This window comes from Mesorhizobium sp. ISC11 (assembly GCF_037162595.1).
Taxonomy (GTDB): domain Bacteria; phylum Pseudomonadota; class Alphaproteobacteria; order Rhizobiales; family Rhizobiaceae; genus Mesorhizobium; species Mesorhizobium ciceri.
Genome location: NZ_JAVSPW010000001.1, coordinates 4,575,993 through 4,596,286 on the forward strand (window position 1 = coordinate 4,575,993; position 20,294 = coordinate 4,596,286).

The 20,294-nt window shown below is 65.2% G+C and carries 16 protein-coding genes, 1 tRNA gene and 1 pseudogene; 5 read left to right on the forward strand and 13 right to left on the reverse strand.

Translation table 11 applies throughout. The features are described from left to right. Window positions 1–74: 74 nt before the first annotated feature. Window positions 75–1,424 (reverse strand): putative bifunctional diguanylate cyclase/phosphodiesterase, encoded by a 1,350-nt coding sequence (locus RPF88_RS22220; RefSeq protein ID WP_013528600.1) that lies wholly within the window; start codon window positions 1,422–1,424, stop codon window positions 75–77. Window positions 1,425–1,724: 300 nt separating this feature from the next. On the opposite strand from RPF88_RS22220, the gene gshB reads away from it, so the two are divergent. The 3 genes and pseudogenes from gshB (at window position 1,725) to RPF88_RS22235 (ending at window position 5,189) form a co-directional block, all read left to right on the forward strand. Beyond that, window positions 1,725–2,666, forward strand: a complete 942-nt coding sequence (gshB, locus tag RPF88_RS22225) for a glutathione synthase (RefSeq protein WP_027161179.1) — start codon at window positions 1,725–1,727, stop codon at window positions 2,664–2,666. 174 nt (window positions 2,667–2,840) lie between these two features. Continuing rightward, window positions 2,841–4,374: pseudogene (locus RPF88_RS22230) on the forward strand (YifB family Mg chelatase-like AAA ATPase). A 275-nt stretch (window positions 4,375–4,649) separates the two neighbouring features. After that, the gene (locus RPF88_RS22235) at window positions 4,650–5,189 is read left to right on the forward strand and encodes a J domain-containing protein (RefSeq protein WP_013528603.1); all 540 of its coding nucleotides are present in this window, start codon (window positions 4,650–4,652) and stop codon (window positions 5,187–5,189) included. A 66-nt stretch (window positions 5,190–5,255) separates the two neighbouring features. Here the strand turns inward: RPF88_RS22235 and RPF88_RS22240 are convergent, their stop codons facing one another. The 7 genes from RPF88_RS22240 to cysK all read right to left on the reverse strand — a co-directional run bounded on the left by RPF88_RS22240 (window position 5,256) and on the right by cysK (window position 13,922). Continuing rightward, window positions 5,256–7,424 (reverse strand): malate synthase G, encoded by a 2,169-nt coding sequence (locus tag RPF88_RS22240; protein WP_337123224.1) that lies wholly within the window; start codon window positions 7,422–7,424, stop codon window positions 5,256–5,258. Window positions 7,425–7,522: 98 nt separating this feature from the next. Then, entirely contained in the window at window positions 7,523–9,565 is a 2,043-nt protein-coding gene (locus tag RPF88_RS22245; RefSeq protein ID WP_337123225.1) for a hydantoinase/oxoprolinase family protein, read from the reverse strand. 121 nt (window positions 9,566–9,686) lie between these two features. Beyond that, window positions 9,687–10,313: a CDGSH iron-sulfur domain-containing protein gene (locus RPF88_RS22250; protein WP_337123226.1), complete on the reverse strand. Its 627-nt coding sequence runs from the start codon at window positions 10,311–10,313 to the stop codon at window positions 9,687–9,689. A gap of 114 nt (window positions 10,314–10,427) precedes the next feature. Further along, on the reverse strand, window positions 10,428–10,799 hold the full coding sequence (locus tag RPF88_RS22255; protein ID WP_013528607.1) for a hypothetical protein: 372 nt from the start codon (window positions 10,797–10,799) through the stop codon (window positions 10,428–10,430). Between the two features lie 127 nt (window positions 10,800–10,926). Continuing rightward, window positions 10,927–11,283: a hypothetical protein gene (locus tag RPF88_RS22260; protein WP_024502169.1), complete on the reverse strand. Its 357-nt coding sequence runs from the start codon at window positions 11,281–11,283 to the stop codon at window positions 10,927–10,929. Window positions 11,284–11,332: 49 nt separating this feature from the next. Next, a complete protein-coding gene (locus tag RPF88_RS22265) occupies window positions 11,333–12,820 on the reverse strand; it encodes a pyridoxal phosphate-dependent decarboxylase family protein (RefSeq protein WP_337123227.1) in 1,488 nt (495 codons plus the stop codon). Between the two features lie 13 nt (window positions 12,821–12,833). Further along, a complete protein-coding gene (gene cysK, locus RPF88_RS22270; RefSeq protein ID WP_064993010.1) occupies window positions 12,834–13,922 on the reverse strand; it encodes a cysteine synthase A in 1,089 nt (362 codons plus the stop codon). A gap of 254 nt (window positions 13,923–14,176) precedes the next feature. Here cysK and RPF88_RS22275 point away from each other — a divergent pair, with 254 nt between their 5' ends. Both RPF88_RS22275 and RPF88_RS22280 read left to right on the forward strand, forming a co-directional pair. Further along, a complete protein-coding gene (locus RPF88_RS22275) occupies window positions 14,177–16,165 on the forward strand; it encodes an adenylate cyclase (protein WP_013528611.1) in 1,989 nt (662 codons plus the stop codon). A 129-nt stretch (window positions 16,166–16,294) separates the two neighbouring features. Further along, the gene (locus RPF88_RS22280; RefSeq protein ID WP_023814179.1) at window positions 16,295–16,474 is read left to right on the forward strand and encodes a hypothetical protein; all 180 of its coding nucleotides are present in this window, start codon (window positions 16,295–16,297) and stop codon (window positions 16,472–16,474) included. A 120-nt stretch (window positions 16,475–16,594) separates the two neighbouring features. Here the strand turns inward: RPF88_RS22280 and RPF88_RS22285 are convergent, their stop codons facing one another. The 5 genes from RPF88_RS22285 to RPF88_RS22305 all read right to left on the reverse strand — a co-directional run bounded on the left by RPF88_RS22285 (window position 16,595) and on the right by RPF88_RS22305 (window position 20,274). Beyond that, window positions 16,595–17,158: a cytochrome b gene (locus RPF88_RS22285; RefSeq protein WP_127368094.1), complete on the reverse strand. Its 564-nt coding sequence runs from the start codon at window positions 17,156–17,158 to the stop codon at window positions 16,595–16,597. Between the two features lie 196 nt (window positions 17,159–17,354). Further along, entirely contained in the window at window positions 17,355–17,663 is a 309-nt protein-coding gene (locus tag RPF88_RS22290; RefSeq protein ID WP_027161196.1) for a UBP-type zinc finger domain-containing protein, read from the reverse strand. Beyond that, on the reverse strand, window positions 17,660–19,345 hold the full coding sequence (locus RPF88_RS22295) for an FAD-dependent oxidoreductase (protein WP_337123228.1): 1,686 nt from the start codon (window positions 19,343–19,345) through the stop codon (window positions 17,660–17,662). The genes RPF88_RS22290 and RPF88_RS22295 overlap by 4 nt, the downstream gene beginning before the upstream one ends. 150 nt (window positions 19,346–19,495) lie before the next feature. Beyond that, window positions 19,496–19,580, reverse strand: a tRNA-Leu gene (locus RPF88_RS22300). A gap of 73 nt (window positions 19,581–19,653) precedes the next feature. Further along, window positions 19,654–20,274, reverse strand: a complete 621-nt coding sequence (locus RPF88_RS22305) for a 2,3-bisphosphoglycerate-dependent phosphoglycerate mutase (RefSeq protein ID WP_013528615.1) — start codon at window positions 20,272–20,274, stop codon at window positions 19,654–19,656. Window positions 20,275–20,294: the final 20 nt, after the last annotated feature.

Below are 20,294 nucleotides of genomic sequence, written 5' to 3' on the forward strand. Positions count from 1 at the left end.
GACAAAACGACAATGCGCCGCACCGGATGCGCACGGCAGCACCGTCGGGGTTGGGGATTGCGGAGGACCGCCGGTCAGATCGCCTTGGCGCGCAGGGCGCCGCGGAAGGAATCGCGGAGATAGCCGAGCGTGGCGTCGGCATCGACCGGCTTGCCGAACAGATAGCCCTGTCCGCCGGCGCAGCCAAACTGGACCAGGCGATCGGCCTGCGCTTCCTGCTCGATTCCTTCGGCGACGACGTCCATGCCGAGCCCTTCGCACATTGCGAGGATAGCGCGGATGATGTGTTCCGACGGCCTGTCGTCGAGAATGGAGGAGACGAAGGCGCGATCGATCTTGAGCTTGTCGAAATGGAATTCGCGCAAGCGGCCGAGCGAGGACTGGCCGGTGCCGAAATCGTCGAGCGAGACGCGGATGCCGACGCGGCGCAGATCCTCGACGATCTGAGCGGCCGAGGCCGGGTCGTTCATCAGGCCGGTCTCGGTGATCTCGATCTCCAGCCGGCGCGGATCGAAGCCGGTGCGGTCGAGGATCGCCAGTATGTGCAGGCCGGTGTTCTGGTCGACGAGCTGCGAGGGTGACAGGTTGAACGACAGGAACAGGTCCTTCGGCCAGCTTCTGGCGGCCTCCGTCGCCTTGCGCAGCACCAGCTGCGACAACGGGCCGATGATGCCACGCTCCTCGGCGATGGGAATGAAGACGGTCGGCGGCACGGAACCCAGGTCGCGGTCGGTCCAGCGCGCCAGCGTCTCGAAGCCGATGGTGCGGCGCGTGGCGAGATCGACGATGGGTTGGAAATGCGGCTCCACCTCGCCGGCCGAGACAGCCCGGCGCAGCGCCTGTTCGATGCGGGTGACGCGCTTGGCCGCTTCTTCCATCTCACGGGTGTAGACGACGACGCGGCCACGGCCGGAACGCTTGGCGTGGTAGAGTGCCGTCTCTGCCTTGTTGATGAGGATTTCCGTGGTCTCGTCGCCCGAATAGAACAACGAGCAGCCGACCGAGGCCGAAAGCCTGGCGGTGCGTTCGCCGACATCGTAGGGCGCCGACAGGATCTCGATCAGCATGCGCGACTTTTCGGCCGCAGCGTCCTCGCTGAATACCATCGGATAGAGAAAAGCGAATTCGTCGGCGCCGATGCGGCAGACCGTGGAATAGCCGTCCATAGAGGCGCGCAGCCGCATCGCGACCTGGATCAGGATGTCGTCGCCAGCCTTGTGGCCGAACAGATCGTTGATCGGCTTGAAGCCGTCGAGGTCGAGAATCCCGACGGTAAAGGGCGCGGGATCGTCGGCTCGGTCGGCGATCAGCCGATCGACCTTGTCGAAGAAGCGGCGATGGTTGCCAAGCCCGGTCAACGGATCGGTGAATGCCAGATCCGTGCTCTCCCTGTTTGCCTGACCGGTGCCAAACGAAGTTTGCATCGGTGTCCCTGTTTTGTGACTTCGGAATTTATTTTCAGACTGGCAGCAAACCCTTTAGGAAACGTATCGCGAAATCGATTTTCCATGGGCAACCGCGACCTGTTTCGAAGGATCGATGTGAGGTGTGCATTCGGGCTCAAGGAACAACGAGGACGCGCAGCCTGGCTCCTGTCACGGAATGACCGGCAGGGCCGAGCTTGCGACTTGCTGATGCCAATCTTCAAAAGGTCGCGATTGGCAGACGGGCAGTGAGCCTGTACAGGCAGGACAGTCGTCCATCCGAGCCGCCGGAGACCCGCCATGAAGCTGAAAATCGCCGTCCAGATGGACCACATCTCCACCGTGTCGATCGCCGGCGACACCTCGTTCGCGCTGTCGCTGGAAGCGCAGCGGCGTGGCCATGAGCTGTTCCACTACACGCCGGATCGGCTGTCGTTGCGCGACGGCAAGGTGTTTGCTCGCATTGAGGAGATGCAGGTGCGCGACGAGAAAGGCAGCCACTATTCGCTGGGCGAGAAGGTGCGCACCGATCTGTCGGAGATGGACGTCGTCCTGCTGCGCCAGGATCCGCCCTTCGACATGAACTACATCACCACCACGCACATCCTGGAGCGCATCCACCCGAAGACGCTCGTGGTCAACGACCCGGCCTGGGTGCGCAACAGCCCGGAAAAGATCTTCGTCACCGAATTTGCCGACCTGATGCCGGACACGCTGATCACCAAGGATCCACTCGAAGTTGCCGCCTTCCGCAAGGAGTTCGGCGACATCATCGTCAAGCCGCTCTACGGCAATGGCGGCGCCGGCATCTTCCATCTGCTGGAGGGCGACCGCAACCTGGCCTCGCTGCTGGAAATGTTCGGCCAGATGTTTCGCGAACCCTATATCGTGCAGCGCTATCTCAAGGACGTGCGCAAGGGCGACAAGCGCATCATCCTGATCGACGGCGAGCCGGTCGGCGCCATCAACCGCGTGCCCGCCGAACATGATTCCCGCTCCAACATGCATGTCGGCGGCCGCGCCGAAAAGACCGAGCTGACGGCGCGCGAACGCGAGATCTGCGCACGCATCGGGCCTTCGCTGAAGGAGCGTGGCTTCATCCTGGTCGGCATCGACGTGATCGGCGACTACATGACCGAGATCAATGTCACCTCGCCGACCGGCGTGCGCGAGGTCAAACGCTTCGGCGGCGCCGACATCGCCAGCCTGTTCTGGGACGCGGTCGAGGGCAAGCGCGGGTAAGCCGTTTTCATTTTGTCTTAACCATGTTCCGTTTTTGCAACCGCGCTCAATTCGGCTGCAACCCACGCGCTCACATGTTCCCGTAATGTTCTTGATTTGACCGAGGATTTGTGATTGTCTGCCCGTGGGGCCATTTCTTGGCCATCGCGTGGGTTGTGGCCTGGGGGCAAAGAAATGGTGGCGCGGGTTCGCACGGTCGCCTTTCCAGGGCATCGAGGCCGTGCCGGTCGACGTGCAGGTGATGATCGCGCCCGGCAAGGTCAACATGCACATCGTCGGCCTGGGCGACAAGGCGGTGGCCGAAAGCCGCGAGCGGGTGCAGGCCGCACTGCATGCATCCGGCCTGTCGATGCCGTCGAAGAAAGTCACGGTCAATCTGGCGCCGGCCGACCTGCCGAAGGAAGGCAGTCACTACGACCTGCCGATCGCGCTTGGCCTGATGGCTGCCCTTGGCGCCATTCCGGGCGACATGCTGGCCGGCTATGTCGTGCTTGGAGAATTGTCCCTCGACGGCACGATTGCCGCGGTCGCCGGCGCCTTGCCGGCGGCGATCGCCGCCAATGCCGAGGGCAAGGGCCTGATCTGCCCGTTCGCCTGCGGACCTGAGGCGGCCTGGGCTGGAAAGGATTTCGACATTCTGGCACCGCGCAGCCTGATTGCCATCGCCAATCATTTTCGCGGCACGCAGGTGCTGTCGCGCCCCGAGGCCGGCATCCACGCCGCCGCGCCGGATTTGCCCGACCTCGCCGACATCAAGGGCCAGGAGACCGCCAAGCGGGCGCTGGAAGTGGCGGCCGCCGGCGGGCATAATCTTCTCATGATCGGCCCGCCGGGCTCGGGCAAATCGATGCTGGCGCAGCGGCTGCCGTCGATCCTGCCGCCGCTGGCGCCGAAGGAATTGCTCGAAGTCTCGATGATCGCGTCGGTGGCGGGAGAGCTCGGCGAAGGCAAATTGACCGACCGGCGGCCGTTCCGCGCGCCGCACCACTCTGCCTCGATGGCGGCAATGGTTGGCGGCGGCATCCGCGCGCGGCCGGGCGAGGTGTCGCTGGCCCATCACGGCGTGCTGTTCCTCGACGAGTTTCCCGAGTTCACGCCGCAGACGCTCGATGCGCTGCGCCAGCCGTTGGAGACCGGCGACTGCATGATCGCGCGGGCCAACCATCGCGTCACCTATCCAGCGCGTATCCAGCTGGTGGCGGCGATGAACCCGTGCCGCTGCGGCATGGCCGGCGAGCCTGGTTATCGCTGCCTGCGCGGCGAGCGCTGCCGCACCGACTATCAGGCGCGCATTTCGGGCCCGCTGCTCGACCGCATCGATCTCAGGATCGAAGTGCCGGCGGTCTCGGCCAGCGACCTGATCCGGCCCGACCGGGCGGAGAAAAGTGCCGATGTGGCGATGCGCGTGGCACGCGCCCGCACCATCCAGCGCGAGCGCTTCGAGCGGCTCGGCGCCACCCGCGCCACCACCAACGCGCATTGCGCGCCCTCGGTCATCGAGGAGATCGCCATGCCGGACGCCGCCGGCCTGTCGCTGCTCAAGGACGCCAGCGAAAAGCTCGCCTTTTCGGCGCGAGCCTATCACCGGGTGCTGAAGGTGGCGCGGACACTCGCCGATCTCGACGCCAGCGAAACCGTCGGCCGCATCCATCTGGCCGAAGCGATTTCCTACCGCATGAGCTCGGAGCGGGTGGCGCAGGCGGCGTAGGTCACTCGCCGCCCGACAAGCCGACCTTGCCACGCCACCTTCCGCAATCACGCCATAACCGTCATCCGACGAATCGGCCATCTCCGCACTGCGGCGGACCTGATTGTCCGCTTGGTCGACGTCCTCACCACCCAACGGCCCCCACCGACCGGGCGCCGGCCGTTTCTCCGTCTTCGGGGGCGTGGACGTCATCGCATCGGACCAAAGTCTTGGTCTCCGCATTGGGAATTCCTTATTTAGATAATGTGAATATGATTGCGGTCGGGGAGCCCGCTATGTTCGTTGACTACTACGAAGTTTTGGAAGTCAGCCCGAACGCCAACTCGGAAACGCTGGAGCGCATATTTCGCTATTTTGCGATGCGCTATCATCCCGACAATCGCGAAACCGGCGATGAAGCCCGCTTCAGTGAAATCGTGGAAGCCCACAACACGCTCAAGGATCCGGTCAAACGCGCTCAATACGACATCGCGTATAGGGACCATGCCGGCCTTCGCCGTGAATTGACCGAGGAAGCCAGCAACAGCAAAGGCATCGAGCGGGATGTCGTGATCCAGGCCAGGCTGCTGTCGCTGCTTTACGCGAAGCGCCGGCACGACGTCAGCAATCCCGGGATCGGGGATGTGGAGCTCGAACGCCTGTCAGACTGTCCGCGAGAGCATCTCGAGTTTCACCTCTGGTATCTGAAAGCGAAGGGCTGGATAGCAAGAGTGGAAAACGGGACGATCGCGATTACGGTGGAAGGCGTCGATCGGGTCAACTCCGAACACCGTCGCGATCCCACCATCCGGCTCCTGGACCATACAGCTTCCTGACGCCTCACCTCCGGAGGAAGTCAGGTCGAAGACCTGCCGCCCCATTCACGGCAGGGACTGGCCTCTTCAGCCCTGCTGCGCCTTCAGTTCCAGCCGCCGCGCGTGCAACACCGGCTCGGTGTAGCCGTTGGGCTGGACGCGGCCCTTGAAGACCAGGTCGCAGGCGGCGAGGAAGGCTATCGATTTGTCAAAGTCGGCCGCCATCGGCTCGTAGAGCGGGTCGCCCTCGTTCTGGCGGTCGACGATGTCAGCCATGCGCTTCATCGTCGCCATCACCTGGTCCTCGCTGCACACGCCGTGGTGCAGCCAGTTGGCGATGTGCTGTGAGGAAATACGCAGCGTGGCGCGGTCTTCCATCAGGCCGATATCGTTGATGTCAGGCACTTTCGAGCAACCGACGCCCTGGTCGATCCAGCGCACGACATAGCCAAGAATGCCCTGCGCGTTGTTGTCGAGTTCCTTCTGGATATCATCCGGCGACCAGTTCGGTCGCACGGCAACGGGCACCGACAGGATGTCGTCGAGCTTGGCCTTCGGCCGGTTCTTCAGCGCCGCCTGCACGGCGTGAACATCGACCTTGTGATAGTGCGTGGCATGCAGCGTCGCCGCCGTCGGCGACGGCACCCAGGCAGTGTTGGCGCCGGCCTTGGGGTGGGCGATCTTCTCGACCAGCATCGCAGCCATCAGATCCGGCATCGCCCACATGCCCTTGCCGATCTGGGCGTGGCCGGCCAAGCCGCATTCCAGCCCGATGTCGACATTCCACGCCTCGTAGGCGGAAATCCAGGCGGCCTGCTTCATGTCGCCCTTGCGGATCATCGGGCCGGCTTCCATCGAGGTGTGGATCTCGTCGCCGGTGCGGTCGAGGAAGCCGGTGTTGATGAACACGACGCGCTCTTTTGCGGCGCGGATTGCTTCCTTGAGGTTGACGGTGGTGCGCCGCTCCTCGTCCATGATGCCCATCTTGATGGTATTTTTCGCCATGCCGAGCAGCGCTTCGACGCGGTCGAAGATCTCGACGGCGAAGGCGACTTCGTCGGGCCCATGCATCTTGGGTTTCACGACATACATCGAGCCGGCACGGGAATTGGCGCGGCGGCCGTTCGGCCCGACATCGTGCAGCGCGATCAGCGCCGTCATCGCCGCATCCATGATGCCTTCCGGAACCTCATTGCCGTCGCGGTCGAGGATCGCCGGGCTGGTCATCAGGTGGCCGACATTCCTGACCAGCATCAGCGAGCGGCCGGGCACGGTCAGCGTGCCACCGGCGGGCGCGGTGTAGGCGCGGTCGGGATTGAGCTTGCGGACAAAACTCTTGCCGCCCTTGGTGATCTCTTCCGCCAGGTCACCCTTCATCAGGCCGAGCCAGTTGCGGTAGACGACGACCTTGTCTGGCGCATCCACCGCCGCGACCGAATCCTCGCAGTCCTGGATGGTGGTCAGCGCCGATTCCAGGATGACATCGGCGATGCCCGCCGGATCGGTGCGGCCGATCTGGTTGTTGCGGTCGACCACGATCTCGATGTGCAGGCCGTTGCGCACAAGCAGCACGGCATCGGGATTGGCGGCATCGCCGCGATAGCCGACGAATTGCCTGGGGTCGGCCAGCGTCGTCGAGCCGGCGCCGGCGCTCAGCCGCAAGGCACCCTGCGCCAGCGACAGGCCATTGACGCCGGCCCATTTGCCGGACGTGAGCGGGGCAGCCTCGTCGAGAAAGGTCTTCGTCCAGGCGACGACCTTGGCGCCGCGTGCCGGATTGAAGGCTTTGCCCTTTTCGGCGCCATCCGTTTCGGGGATGGCATCGGTGCCGTAGAGCGCATCGTAGAGCGAACCCCAGCGCGCATTGGCAGCGTTGAGCGCATAGCGCGCATTCATCACCGGCACGACCAGCTGCGGTCCGGCAACATCAGCAATTTCCGGGTCGACATTGTCGGTCGACACGCTGAAGGCCGGGCCTTCGGGAACGAGGTAGCCGATCTCTTTCAGGAAGCCCTTGTAGGCCTCCATATCGACCGGCGCGCCGTGATCGCGATACCAGCCGTCTATCTGTTCCTGGATGGCGTCGCGCTTTGCCAGCAGCGCCCGGTTCTTCGGCGCCAGATCATGGACGACGGCCGAAAAACCGTTCCAGAAGGCGTCCGCTTCGATCCCCGTGCCCGGCAGCGCTTCCCTGGCCACGAACTCATGCAGCTCGCGGGCAATCCGCAATCCGGCGATCTCGATGCGGTCGGTCATCAGGCTACTCCAGATGAAAGGCTTTGCGGGCCTTTGGCATGTCAGGTTTGCCGGGTCAATTCAGCTTAGGGTGAAGGTGGCGTATTTCGCCGCGTCGCTCAAACCGCAATCCTTGGCCTACCCGAGGCCACGGCCACGACATGCGCCTCGATGAACATGCGCTGGGCCTCGACGGTCGAGACCCGGAATTCGGTGGCGACGTCGATCTCGGCGCTGTCGGTGCCGGCATCCCTGGCGCGCTCCGCGACGATGGCGCGGACATCGGCCTCGGCCGCCGCGATCGCCGCTGCCTCGTCGAGGAAATCGCGTACGGTCTCGCCCGAGGCGAGACGAAACAGCCCTTCTATGGGCTGGCTGACCCGCGCCTCGGCCGAAACCCTGACCTGGCCGACGACGGCGCCGAGCGCGTTGGCGACATCGGTATCCCTGGGCACCACGCAGTCATTGCCGATCAGCTCGGCCAAGCCGGCATAGTGCAGCGGCGCCGAGGCGCCGAGGCCGATGACCGGGCGGTCGAGCGCAACGCTCAGGCGGGCGATGCCGGGATGCGCGTCGACCGCGCGCTGCACCAGGGCGTGCGCCACCGTCGCGGCGCCGTCGAGCCCATCCTCGGCAAAGGCGGTCTCGAGGATATATTCGGCCGACCAGCGCGTCAGCGTCACCAGCACCCGTTCCGAGATCGCTTCCGGCGAAGCGGCAATGTTCTGGCCACGGCCGTCACGCTTGCGGGCGAACAGTTCGGCGCCGAGGCGCGCCGCGATAGGGTCCCAGTTCGCCTGCTTGCCCAGCACGTGGGCGGCGTCCGACGGGGTGAAGCCGGCGACATGCACCAGCCCGCGCGACACCAGCCGGTTCAGCGTCGCGTTCTGCGCGTTCGAGGTCAAAAGCCTGTCGACGGCGAGCGGCACGGCACCGACGGCCTCGTAGAGCCTGGCTTCGGCGCCGGTCAGGCCGGCGGCGAGCCGGTCCGGCACGCCGGTGCGCACCGCGAAACGGCCGTCCATGCGGCCGGGATTGGGTGCCCGCAACTGGCGCTCCAGCTCTGAGATCACCGCTACGCCATGCGCCATGCCGGCCAGCGCCAACGGCACCAGGCGGCGCGGTCCGAGCAGGATCCTGGGGTTGAGCGCGCCATCCTCCAGCGCCACTTCGGAATCGCCGCCGAGGCCGAAGGTGCGCATGGCGACGGCCTCGACCATGGTGCGGAAGCCGCCGACGGTGGCGCCTTCCGGATCTAGCCTGGGACGGCCGCCGTCGAGCACGGCGACGTCGGTGGTGGTGCCGCCGATGTCGGACACCACAGCATTGTCGAGCCCGGTCATGTGGCGGGCGCCGACCAGGCTGGCGGCCGGGCCGGACAGGATGGTCTCGATCGGTCGCTGGCGGGCAAAAGCGGCTGAAACCAGCGCGCCATCGCCGCGCACCACCATCAGCGGTGCTGCGATGTTGCGCGCCTCGAGGAAGCCTTCGGTCGCTGCCACCAGCCGGTCGATCATCGAGATCAGCCTGGCGTTGAGCAAAGTGGTCAGCGCCCGGCGCGGGCCGCCGAGCTTGGCCGACAGCTCGTGGCTCGATGTGACCGGCAGGCCGGACTTGTCGCGGATCAACTCGCGGGCGGCGATCTCATGCGCCGGATTGCGGGTGGCGAAGTAGGCGCAGACGGCAAAGCCGGACACCGAGGCGCCGAGTTCCGGCAGCGCCGCTTCCAGTCCGGACAGATCGAGCTTGGCGGCATTGCCATGCACGTCGTGGCCGCCCGGACAAAAAACCACCGGATCGGTGCCGAGCGCGGCCTTCAGCCCGTCGCGGGCGAGGTCGCCCTCGGAAAAGCCGATCATCACCAGCGCGACGCGGCCGCCCTGGCCCTCGACGAGCGCGTTGGTGGCAAGCGTCGTCGACATCGACACCAGCTTGATATCAGCCGGATCGGTTCCGGCTTTCTGCAGCACCGCGTCGACGGCGCCGGAAATGCCGACGGCAAGATCATGCCTGGTGGTCAGCGCCTTGGCCTTGGCCAGCACCTTGCCCTTGTTCGGCCCTTCTTGCGGGCCTTCCGTTTCAGACCACAACACGGCATCGGTATAGGTGCCGCCGGTGTCGATCCCGAGGAACAACGGTTTTGGCTTGGTCTTAGGTGTCATTTTTGGCGGCGGTCCGGCTGGGGAGTCTGTCTGCCCCTGCCTTTAGCCGATGCGGGCCGGTCGATAAAGCTGCGAGCGCTGGGCCAAGGCGGAGATTGGCAGCGTTGGCCGAAGCGCCAACCTACCCGACAAACCCCACTTTCTTGTGCGTGCCATCGCAGAACGGCTTGTTGGCGGAATGGCCGCAGCGGCAGAGGAAGGCGCGTTGTGTACGGTCGACCGTATGGCCGGTTCCGGTGACGATCTCGAGATTGCCCTCAAGCTTGAGCGGGCCATTGGTGGTCGGCGTCACTTTCAGCGGACCATTTCTCGCTTCGAGCGCCGGCGTGTCCTTCAGCTGCGGCTCGCCGGTGGCGGCAAAACCGGATTTGTTGTGGCTGCCGTCGCAGAACGGCTTGTTTTCCGAAGCGCCGCAGCGGCAGAGCGTGGCACGATAAGAAGTCTCGCCGTCGAGAACGATCTCGGCGTGTACCGCCAGCGGGCCGTTTTCCCGCAGCCGCACCGTGTTGACCACCGGTGCTTGCTCCTGCGGCCCGCCATCCTTCCTGACATAGGTGATGGCGCCCGACGGGCAGCTTTCGGCGATGGCCACGATCTTCTCGACGCTGGCCGCCTCGGGATGGATCCATTGGCCCGGCGCGTTGGGCATGAAGACGTGCGGATCGCCGAGCACGCAGTTGCGCGAATGGATGCAGCGCTTGCCGGAAAACCCGACGTCGATCTTGTCGCTTTCGACCATGCCGGCCATAGCTGAGCTCCTTTTGCCTGAAGCACGTCGCGTCTGAACAGTTCGAGGCGGCGCGCGCTGCGTATTTGCACAGGCTATGGCTCCAGCCCGAAGACCGTCAAGCTGGCAAACCGGTCAGGGGACCAGTTCGATCTCCTCGGTCTCCCCGCCGCTGCAGGTGTAGCAGCAATCCTCGCATTTTTCCTTGTTGCCGGGGCCGACGCCCCAATAGGTGCCCTCGTCACCATCGACCCAGGCGCCGTAACAGATCGATTCCCCGGCGTTGCAGGATATCGGCAGCTGCTTGGTCTCGCCGTCGTCGAGGTAGAAGTCCTTGTCATCGCCCGGCCAGACATAGTCGCGGTCCTGGCTGTAGAGTTCGACGCGCATGGCGTTGGGGTGGCCGTTCTTGATGGCAAAGGTGACATCGTCGGCACGCGCCGCCGGCACGAGCAGCATGAGGAGAGACAGCGCGGCCAGCACGCGGCGCGCATAGACATGAAACATGAGTGACCCCCTGAATAAGCGGCCCACCCGGCCGCGTGGCGACCATCGCACGCAGCGCTGAATCGCGGAAGTGGACCGGACGAGCCGATCCCTGACTTAATTTGGGTCCAACGAAAACTTCCGCGCTCTACGGCACCAGATCGATCGTCTCTGTCGAGTGTTCGACGCAGATGAAGCAGCAGGTGTCGCAAGGCTGGTCATTGTCCGGCCCGACGCCGGCCGAGAGGCTGTCATTGCCGTCGGCCCAGGCGCCATAGCAGATATGTTCGCCCTGATTGCAGGAGAACGGCACAGATTTCTGCGACCCTGGGGCGATCAGGAACACCTTGTCGTTGCCCGGCCAGACCGTCTCGCGGTCGCGGCTGAACAGCTCGACCGCGACTGCTTCCTTGCGCAGGTTCTTGACGAAGAAGGCCATGTCGGCGGCCTGCGCCGAGGCGGTGAAGACCAGCGCCGCCAGTGCAACCATACGAAACAGCGTCACGGCCTGGATCTCCCGAATCACCGCGGCAGAATCGCATGCCTGCCCGCTACTAGGAAGGTGCGGAACCCTGCGTCGCGATCTCATGCCCCAGCCGCACCGTTTCACGCACCAGCAGGTCGAGATCCTCGCGCCGTGTGCGATGATTGGTGATCGCCACGCGCAACCAGTGCTCGCCATGCACCGTGGTGTCCGAAAGGGCCGCAATGCCCTGTTCCTGCAGCCGCAGCATGATCTCCGTGTTGAGCGCCTTCAGAGCCTCGCCTGTCAGACCGGGCTGATAGCGGAAGCAGACGATGTTGACGGTCGGCGATGCCGCCAGCTGCAGCCGCGGCGCGGCCTCGATCAAGCCGGCAAGATAGACGGCCTGGGCAATGTTCTGGTCGATCAGGCGGCCGAATTTCTCGACACCGTGCTCCTTCAGCGCCATCCACACCTTCAGCGCGCGAAAACCGCGCGACGTCTGCAGGCCGTAGTCGTGCAGCCATTCGCCGGAAGCGAGGCCGCGCGGCGTCGATTCCAGATATTCCGGCGTCACCGCGAAGGTCCCGCGATGCGCGGCGGCATCCCTGACCAGGGCGCAGCCGACTTCGAACGGCGCGTGCAGCCATTTGTGGGGATCGAGCGCGACCGAATCCGCCCGTTCGATGCCGGCGACGCGATGGGCATTCTCAGGCGCAACGGCGATCAGCGCGCCGATGCAGCCGTCGACATGGAACCAGAGGCCTTCCTCATGTGACAGCTTCGCAAGCGCCTGCAAATCGTCGATCGCCCCGGTGTTGACGGTGCCCGCCGTACCGATGACGCAGGCCGGCTTGAACCCTGCCGCGCGGTCCTCTGTGATCGCGGCACGCAAGGCGGCGATATCGATGCGCAGCCCGGCATCGGTCGGGATGCGGCGCAGTGCCCGGTTGCCGAGGCCAAGTGCCTCCATTGCCTTGCGGTGGCAGGAGTGGATCTGCTCCGAGCCGTAGAAGCGCAGCGGCTTTTCGATGGCGGCGACACCATGCTCGCGCACGTCGAGGCCGGCCTTGACGTTGCGCGCCACGGTCAGCCCGATGATGTTGGCCATCGAGCCGCCGCTGACCAGCGTGCCGCCGGCAGAAGCGGGAAAGCCCAGCATCTCTTTGCACCAGTTCACCACCTGGCTGTCCATCAGCCCGGCGGCGTGGTTGCCGCCGCCGAGGTTCGAGCCCTGGATTGCCGCCAGGAAATCGCCGAGCGCACCGGTGAAATTGCTCGACCCCATATACCAGGACCAGAAGCGCGGATGGATGTTGCCCATTGGATAGGACATCACCGTGCGGGACACCTCAGAATAGACCGCATCCAGCGGCGCCGGCGAGCGCGGCAGCGGCGCCGAGAAGGCCCCTCTCACATCGGCCGGCATCTCCCGCCAGACCGGGCGGTCGCGCACATCGCGGAGGTAATCGACCGCATCGTCGATGACCCGGTGCGACAGGGCCTGCACATCGGCCCAGTCCAGGGGGTCGAGCGTTTCCTCGGCCAACAGGCCTAGGTTATCTTGCACGGCGTCCATACCAGATCTCCCGTCAAGCCGCCGGGAACTGGCAGCCGGGCGTCGAGCGCGACAGGGCGGTCTCGTCGGCATCCATCTCGGCCTCGATGCCGTCGAACAGCGGCGTCGACATGTAGCGTTCGCCGGTGTCGGGCAGCATGCACAGGATCACCGCACCGGCCGGCGCCTTCTCAGCGACCTGCCGCGCCACGGCGAAGGTCGCGCCGCCGGAAATGCCGGTGAAGATGCCCTCTTTGCGCGCCAATTCCCTCGCCCATTTGATGCCCTCGGGCCCGGCGATCGGCATCACCTCGTCATAGAGGCTGGTGTCGATCGCCTCCTGCAGCACGTTGGGGATGAAATCTGGCGTCCAGCCCTGGATCGGGTGCGGCTCGAAGGCTGGATGGCTGGCGGCGGGAGCACCATCGACGCCGCGCTGCTGGACCTTGCCGCTGCCGATGAGCTGCGCGTTGGCCGGCTCGGACAGCACGATGCGGGTTTCCGGCCGCTCGCGGCGCAGCACGCGCGCCACGCCCACCACCGTGCCGCCGGTGCCATAGCCGGTGACGAAGCAATCAAGCCGCGAGCCGGCGAAATCATTGACGATCTCGCGCGCCGTCGTTGCCTCGTGGATGGCGGCGTTGGCGGCCGTCTCGAACTGGCGGGCAAGGAACCAGCCATTGGCCTCGGCCAGTTCCACCGCCTTCTTGTACATGCCGAAACCTTTTTCGGCGCGCGGCGTCAGCACCACCTTGGCGCCCAGCATGCGCATCAGCTTGCGGCGCTCGACCGAAAAACTGTCGGCCATCGTGACGACCAGCGGATAGCCCTTTTGCGCGCAGACCATGGCGAGGCCAATGCCGGTGTTGCCGCTGGTCGCCTCGACCACCGTCTGGCCCGGCTTCAGCGCCCCGCTGCGCTCGCCCTCCTCGATGATGTTGAGCGCCAGCCGGTCCTTCACCGAGGCGCCGGGATTGAAATACTCGGCCTTGACGTAGATCGTCGCGTGGGACGGTCCGAGATTGTTGATGCGAACCACCGGCGTGTCGCCGACGGTGTCGAGAATGCTGTCGAACAGGCGGCCGCGCCCGGCCGTGGTTCTGATCTTCTGCTGCTGCAACATCTTGGTCTCCTTGATTGTCATCGCGTTTTGTCTTCACGGGCCGGTTACAAACCGGCGGGCTGGGCGGCGAGGTTTGGTGACCTTGCCGCGCTAGGACTGACATGCCGCACAGCGGCAATGCCCGTATCCGGCGCTGATATCCGCTGCCGGATGCGCCGTGTCGTGTTTGGTGATACAGGAGAGGCCGACAGGCCAGCGTGGGAGCAGGCGTGGAAACGCACGTGGAATCCACTCGATCGAGGCCGGACGGCGACATGCCGGTCCTTTCCGTGCGCCTGCTCGGACCGCTGATGATCTCCCGCGACGGCGCTCCGGTTGCCCTGCCCGCGTCACGCAAGCTGCGCGCGCTGCTCGCCTATCTGGCGCTGGCGCCGCATCCGGTCAGCCGCAGTCGCCTGTGCGAGTTGTTGTGGGATGTGCCGAACGACCCAAGGGGCGAACTGCGCTGGTGCCTGAGCAAGCTGCGCGGCGCGCTTGACATGCCGGCCCGGCGCCGGGTCTCCACCCAAGGCGATACGGTCGCACTCGATCTCGACGATTGCCTGGTCGATGTGCTGGAGGTCAGCCGCGCCGCCGCGCAAGGGATCGGCACGCTTGACGTCGAGCGCTTGCGCGTGCTGGCCGGACTGTTTGCCGGCGATTTCCTCGACGGGCTGGAGCTCGAGCGCAGCCCGCATTTCAACAGCTGGCTGATCGCGCAGCGCCGCCGCTTCAGCGCTTGCCATGCCGCCGTGCTGGAACGCCTTGTCGCGAGCCTGCCGGCTTATAGTGACGAGGCGATCGCCCATCTCGACACATGGGTGGAACTGGCGCCGTTCGACACGTGCGGACATCTGGCGTTGCTGTCCAATCTGGCCGGGCGCGGCGAGGTCGGCGCGGCCGAAGAGCATCTGGCCGCGGCGGAACGATTGTTTCGGTCGGAGGAGCTCGATTTCGCACCGCTTCGCGCGGCCTGGCGGGCGATCCGTGACCGACAGTCGGGCACCTCGCTTCGAACGGCCTGCCTGTCCACGCTATCGCCACTGGTGGCCACCATGCCCACCGCACCCGGCCCGGTCGAGCCCAGCCACGCTTCGCTGGCGGTGATGCCGTTTGTCGAGGAGAGCGGCGGCACGCGCGGCGGATTGGCCGACGGTTTCACCCACGACATCATCACCCGCCTGGCCAAGCTCAGGGATTTCTTCGTCATCGCGCGCGGATCGGTGTTTGCGCTGGCAGAGCAGAACATCGCGCCCGAGGATGCCGGCCGCCGGCTGAATGTCGACTATGTCGCCACCGGCACGGTGCGCAGCCCGTCCGGCCGCCTCATCGTCAGCGTCGAGCTGATCGAGGTGCGCAGCGCCAGGATCGTCTGGGCCGAGACCTTCGAGCGCAGGCCCGATGACATCTTTTCCGTGCTCGACGACATCGGCAACAGCATCGTCTCCTCGATCTCGGCCGAGATCGAAACGGTCGAGCGCAACCGCGCCATGCTGAAGGCGCCCAGCTCGCTCAACGCCTGGGAGGCGTACCATCGCGGCCTCTGGCACATGTACCGCTTCACCCAGGCCGAAAACGAGCAGGCGCGGCATTTCTTTGCCCAGGCCTTGCAGCTCGACCCGACCTTCGCCCGTGCCTATGCCGGCCTGTCCTTCACCCACTGGCAGAACGCCTTCCAGCGCTGGGGCGATCGCGACCGCGAAAGCGCGCTGGCCTTCGAGAGCGCCGGCCACAGCCTGCTGGTCGACGACCACAATCCGGCCGCGCATTGGGCGATGGGCCGGGCGCTGTGGCTGCGCGGCGAGCAGGACGGCTCGCTGCTCGAACTCGAGCGGGCGGTCGATCTCAGCCCCAACTTCGCGCTCGGCCACTACGCTTTATCCTTCGTGCATTCGCAGTCGGGCGACCCGCGAGCGGCGATAGGCTCTTCCGATCATTCGCGCCATCTCAGCCCGTTCGACCCGCTGCTGTTCGGCATGCTGGGCGCACGCGCCATGGCGCATGTCCGGCTCGGCCAGTTCGAGGAGGCGGCCGAATGGGCGCTGAAGGCGGCGGCGCGGCCCAACGCCCACGCCATCATACTGGCGATCGCCGCGCACTGCCTGGCGCTGGCCGGACGGCTCGACGAGGCGCGCGGCTTCGCCGCCGCCATCCGCAAGACAAGGCCGGACTATTGCGCCGACGATTTCATCGGCACCTTCCGCTTCGAACCGGATGCCGTAGCGCTGTTCCGGCAGGGCGCCAGCCGCATCGGGCTCAACTGAAGCCTGGATCGCCATCTTGGGGATCGCGTGGGAATTTCGCCTCAAATCCGCCGGGTTAACGAAGTCGGAAGGAGTTGTTTAACCGTTAGCTTCTATGTCACGGCCCGGGGGGCCGACAAAGTGAGTATGATGAGCAACAGCCCCGACAAGCGCAATGAATGGCGCGCCATATTTTACGTGCAGGCTCGCGTTGCCATCCTGTTTGTCCCGGTGGTTGCCAGCCTGCTGATCATAGCGGCGCTTGCCGGAAACGAACGCAAGTCGGTTCCCAGCATGATCGACCCGACCGTCACCGGCTCCGTGCGGTAGGCGCTATCGGTCGGCGTTAGCCCTCTCGGGGAGAGCGCCTTCTGAAGAAAAAGAAGGTCGAAAGAAAGGCCCTCCCGATCAACGAGGGAAGGCGCCATGCGCTTTTCCTGGGAAACCACTTCACGCTTTCCCGGACTTGCTCCAGGAGAGCGTGCTTTCCGGCAGCATTCGCTTGAGCACGTCGTCCTTGCGGATGAAATGATGCCATAGCGCCGCGGCCGCGTGCACTCCGGCGAGGATGAGGATCGAATTGGCGCACAGGCTGTGCAGTTCCCTGATGAACCGGGCCGTGTCGCGGTCGGGCGATACCGGGGCCGGGATGGTGAAGAGGCCGAAGAAGCTCAAGGCGTCGCCCCTGTACCAAGTCAGCAGGATGCCGAGAGCCGGAATGGTCACCAGCAGCGCATAGAGCAGCAGATGCGCGATCTTGGCCGCCCATCGTTCAAGCTCCGACATTTCCGTCTGCAGCCCTGGCGTTCCCAGTATCAGGCGCAGGCCGACGCGGATGACGACCAGCGCAACCAACAGCAGCCCGAACGAAATATGGAACCACCAGACGAGCGCGCGGCCGGGATCGCCGCGCGGAAAAAGTTCTTCCACATAGGTCAAGCCATAAAGGCCGATGACCAGCAGAAACACCGCCCAGTGAATGGCTTTTTGTGCGCTTGTATAGGTGGGGTGCATGCGAGCCTTCCAGTTTTGAATATTTCTAAACTAGCCGCGATCATGTCAAAGCTTTGTCGGGCTCGGATGATCGTGAGCTGGCAGGACACTGGAACGGGTAAGCTGTCAGTTTGCGGACAGTCGGGCATCGAGCGCGTAATGCTGGACAAAGAAAAGCCCGGGCGAACCGGGCTCTTCTTCGGCGTCTCCAGGGCGCTCAAACAAAGCGCGGGATCGGACCGTTCTGCGGGGTCACATCGTCGCCGAGGTCGACAAACACCTCGTCGACATAGCACCATGCCCAGCCTTCGGGTGGATCGTAGCCCTCGATGATCGGATGCTTGGTGGCGTGGAAATGCTTGGTGGCGTGGCGGTTGGGCGAGTCGTCGCAGCAGCCGACATGGCCGCAGGTACGGCACAGCCGCAGATGCACCCATTGCGACCCGCTCTTCAGGCATTCCTCGCAGCCGAGCGCGCTCGGCGTGACCTTCCTGATGTCGCGCGTATGTCTGCATTCATCCATCATGGTCTCCCGGCCATTTGAAATGTGTCGGCGTTGCCGCGCGCGAGGTAGGCATGCAGAGCCGCGACCACCTGGGCGCCTTCGCCGACAGCCGCCGCGACCCGTTTGACCGAGCCCGCACGGACATCGCCGATGGCGAATACGCCGCTGCGGCTCGTCTCCATCTGCGCCGATCCTATGTCCGATCCGGTGCGCACGAAACCCCTGGCGTCCAGCGCGACATCGCAGTTGGCCAGCCAATCGGTGTTTGGATCGGCGCCGATGAAGAGGAAGAGATGGCGGATCGGGCGCGTTGTTCCCGCGCCGCTGGCGCGGTTGCGCCAGCGCACCGTGGCAAGATTGCCGTCTTCGCCGTCCAGTGCCTCGATTTCGGTCCCGGTCAGCACCTCGATGTTCGGCTGCGCCCGGATGCGCTCGACCAGATAACGCGACATGCTGGCCTCGAGGCTGCCGCCGCGCGCCAGCAGCGCCACCTTCCGCGCATGACTGGCCAAGTAGACAGCCGCTTGCCCGGCCGAATTGCCGGCGCCGACCAGCGCCACTTCCTGGCCCGCGCAAAGCCGGCCTTCGATGGGCGACGCCCAATAGTGCACGGACGTCCCCTCGAACCGCGCCAGATTGGCGATGTCGAGACGGCGATAACGCGCGCCGCTGGCGATCACCACACTGCGCGTGCGCACGGTCTCGCCGTCACCGACATCGAGCAGATAGCGGGCGCCTGACGTGTCGGTGGCCGCGCTCAAAAGTTTCGCCTCGTCCGGGATGACCATTTCAACGCCGAATTTCTGCGCCTGGTTGTAGGCGCGCGCCATCAGCGCCATGCCGGTGATGCCGGTCGGGAAACCGAGATAGTTCTCGATGCGCGAGGAGGCGCCGGCCTGTCCGCCGAAGGCACGGCAATCGAGCACGATCGTCGACAGCCCTTCGGATGCCGCATAGACCGCCGCCGCCAGCCCTGCCGGGCCGGCGCCGACGATGGCCACGTCATACACCGTATCGGCATCGATCGGGCGCAACAGGCCGACGCAGCGGGCGAGGTCCTTTTCGCCGGGGTTCATCAGCAGCCTGCCGTTTGGACAGAGCACAATCGGCAGGTGGTGCGGATCGACCTCGAAGCGTTCTACCAGGGTTTTGGCGCAGGGATCGCTGTCGGAATCGAGCACGCGGTGCGGCTGGCCGCTGCGCGCCAGAAAACCCTGCAGCCGCAACACGTCGGCATTGTCCTGGGGTCCGATGATGATCGGCCCGCTGGTGGCGCTCTCCAAGAGCCCGACGCGGCGCAGGATCAGCGCCCGCATGATGCGCTCGCCGAGATTGGCCTCCTGCACCATCAGGTCGCGCAGCCGTTGCGAGGCGATGACGAACGCCTCCACCGGCTCGGCGGCCTGCGCATTCACCAGCGAGGGACGGGCCGAAAGCTGCGCCAGCTCACCGACAAAGCTGCCCGGGCCGTGCGTGACGATCGTCTCGCGCCGGCCGAGCCCGCCGTCCTGGGTGATGTCCACGCTACCCGACAGCACGACGATCAGGCCGGGCGCCACATCGCCGGCTTCGATGATGTGCTCGCCGGCTGCATAGGCGCTGGCCTCGCCGAACCGGCGCATGCGGTCGATGTCCACCTCGGCCAGCGTGGGGAACGCCTGGTCGCGGCGGGCACCGAAGATCGGGTTGGTGGATTGAGCCATGGTTTTGAGCGTAGCGAAGCGGCCGCGGAGTTTGAAGCGGTTTGTGAGGGGACTGGCCGGAAGGGGAGGTTGGCTGAAAAGAAAAAGCCCGGACGAACCGGGCTTTTTTCTCTAAGTTTCTGAACCGTCAAGTGGTTCGAAACGGGAATTTGGTGCCCAGAAGAGGACTCGAACCTCCACTCCTTGCGGAACACGGACCTGAACCGTGCGCGTCTACCAATTCCGCCATCTGGGCTGGTGCGGGCTCATGTAAGCGGGCAAGCGATGTGTGTCAACGCGCTTTTTTCGCAGGTACTCCGTTCGCCGGCTCAGTCGTCCAGCACTTCCTTGGAAGCGACGGTGGAATCGGCGTTGAGCTGGTAGATGACCGGCACGCCGGTGCCGAGTTCCAGCTTGACGATCTCCTCACCCGACTTGCCGTCGAGCGCCATGATCAGCGCGCGCAGGGAGTTGCCGTGCGCGGCGACCAGCACGGTGCCGCCGCGCAGTACATGCGGCTGCAGATCGTGCAGGTAATAGGGCCAGACGCGGGCGCCGGTGTCCTTCAGGCTTTCGCCGGCAGGCGGCGGCACGTCGTAGGAGCGGCGCCAGACATGCACCTGCTCCTCGCCCCATTTCTTGCGGGCGTCGTCCTTGTTGAGGCCGGAGAGGTCGCCATAGTCGCGCTCGTTGAGCGCCTGGTCGCGGATGGTCTTCAGGTCGCCCTGGCCAACCGCGTCGAGGATGTGCTGGCATGTCTTTTGCGCCCGGATCAGCGCGGAGGTGAAGGCGATGTCGAATTTCAGGCCGCGCGCCTTGAGCTTTTGCCCGGCGGCCTTGGCCTCGGCGTGGCCCTGTTCGGTCAGGTCGACGTCGCGCCAGCCGGTGAACAGGTTCTTCAAATTCCATTCGCTCTGGCCGTGGCGCACGAGCACGAGGGTTCGCGACATGTTTGCTCCTTCAGGTTTAT

Bases quoted from the DNA above. Each gene is read 5' to 3' on its own strand.
- gshB (WP_027161179.1), top strand. From the start codon at position 1,725: ATGAAGCTGAAAATCGCCGTCCAGATGGACCACATCTCCACCGTGTCG.
- RPF88_RS22250 (WP_337123226.1), bottom strand. From the start codon at position 10,313: ATGGCCGGCATGGTCGAAAGCGACAAGATCGACGTCGGGTTTTCCGGC.
- RPF88_RS22295 (WP_337123228.1), bottom strand. From the start codon at position 19,345: ATGGCTCAATCCACCAACCCGATCTTCGGTGCCCGCCGCGACCAGGCG.
- RPF88_RS22305 (WP_013528615.1), bottom strand. From the start codon at position 20,274: ATGTCGCGAACCCTCGTGCTCGTGCGCCACGGCCAGAGCGAATGGAAT.
- RPF88_RS22240 (WP_337123224.1), bottom strand. From the start codon at position 7,424: ATGACCGACCGCATCGAGATCGCCGGATTGCGGATTGCCCGCGAGCTG.
- RPF88_RS22290 (WP_027161196.1), bottom strand. From the start codon at position 17,663: ATGATGGATGAATGCAGACATACGCGCGACATCAGGAAGGTCACGCCG.
- RPF88_RS22280 (WP_023814179.1), top strand. From the start codon at position 16,295: ATGAGCAACAGCCCCGACAAGCGCAATGAATGGCGCGCCATATTTTAC.
- RPF88_RS22275 (WP_013528611.1), top strand. From the start codon at position 14,177: ATGCCGGTCCTTTCCGTGCGCCTGCTCGGACCGCTGATGATCTCCCGC.
- RPF88_RS22255 (WP_013528607.1), bottom strand. From the start codon at position 10,799: ATGTTTCATGTCTATGCGCGCCGCGTGCTGGCCGCGCTGTCTCTCCTC.
- RPF88_RS22265 (WP_337123227.1), bottom strand. From the start codon at position 12,820: ATGGACGCCGTGCAAGATAACCTAGGCCTGTTGGCCGAGGAAACGCTC.
- RPF88_RS22285 (WP_127368094.1), bottom strand. From the start codon at position 17,158: ATGCACCCCACCTATACAAGCGCACAAAAAGCCATTCACTGGGCGGTG.
- cysK (WP_064993010.1), bottom strand. From the start codon at position 13,922: ATGTTGCAGCAGCAGAAGATCAGAACCACGGCCGGGCGCGGCCGCCTG.
- RPF88_RS22220 (WP_013528600.1), bottom strand. From the start codon at position 1,424: ATGCAAACTTCGTTTGGCACCGGTCAGGCAAACAGGGAGAGCACGGAT.
- RPF88_RS22235 (WP_013528603.1), top strand. From the start codon at position 4,650: ATGTTCGTTGACTACTACGAAGTTTTGGAAGTCAGCCCGAACGCCAAC.
- RPF88_RS22245 (WP_337123225.1), bottom strand. From the start codon at position 9,565: ATGACACCTAAGACCAAGCCAAAACCGTTGTTCCTCGGGATCGACACC.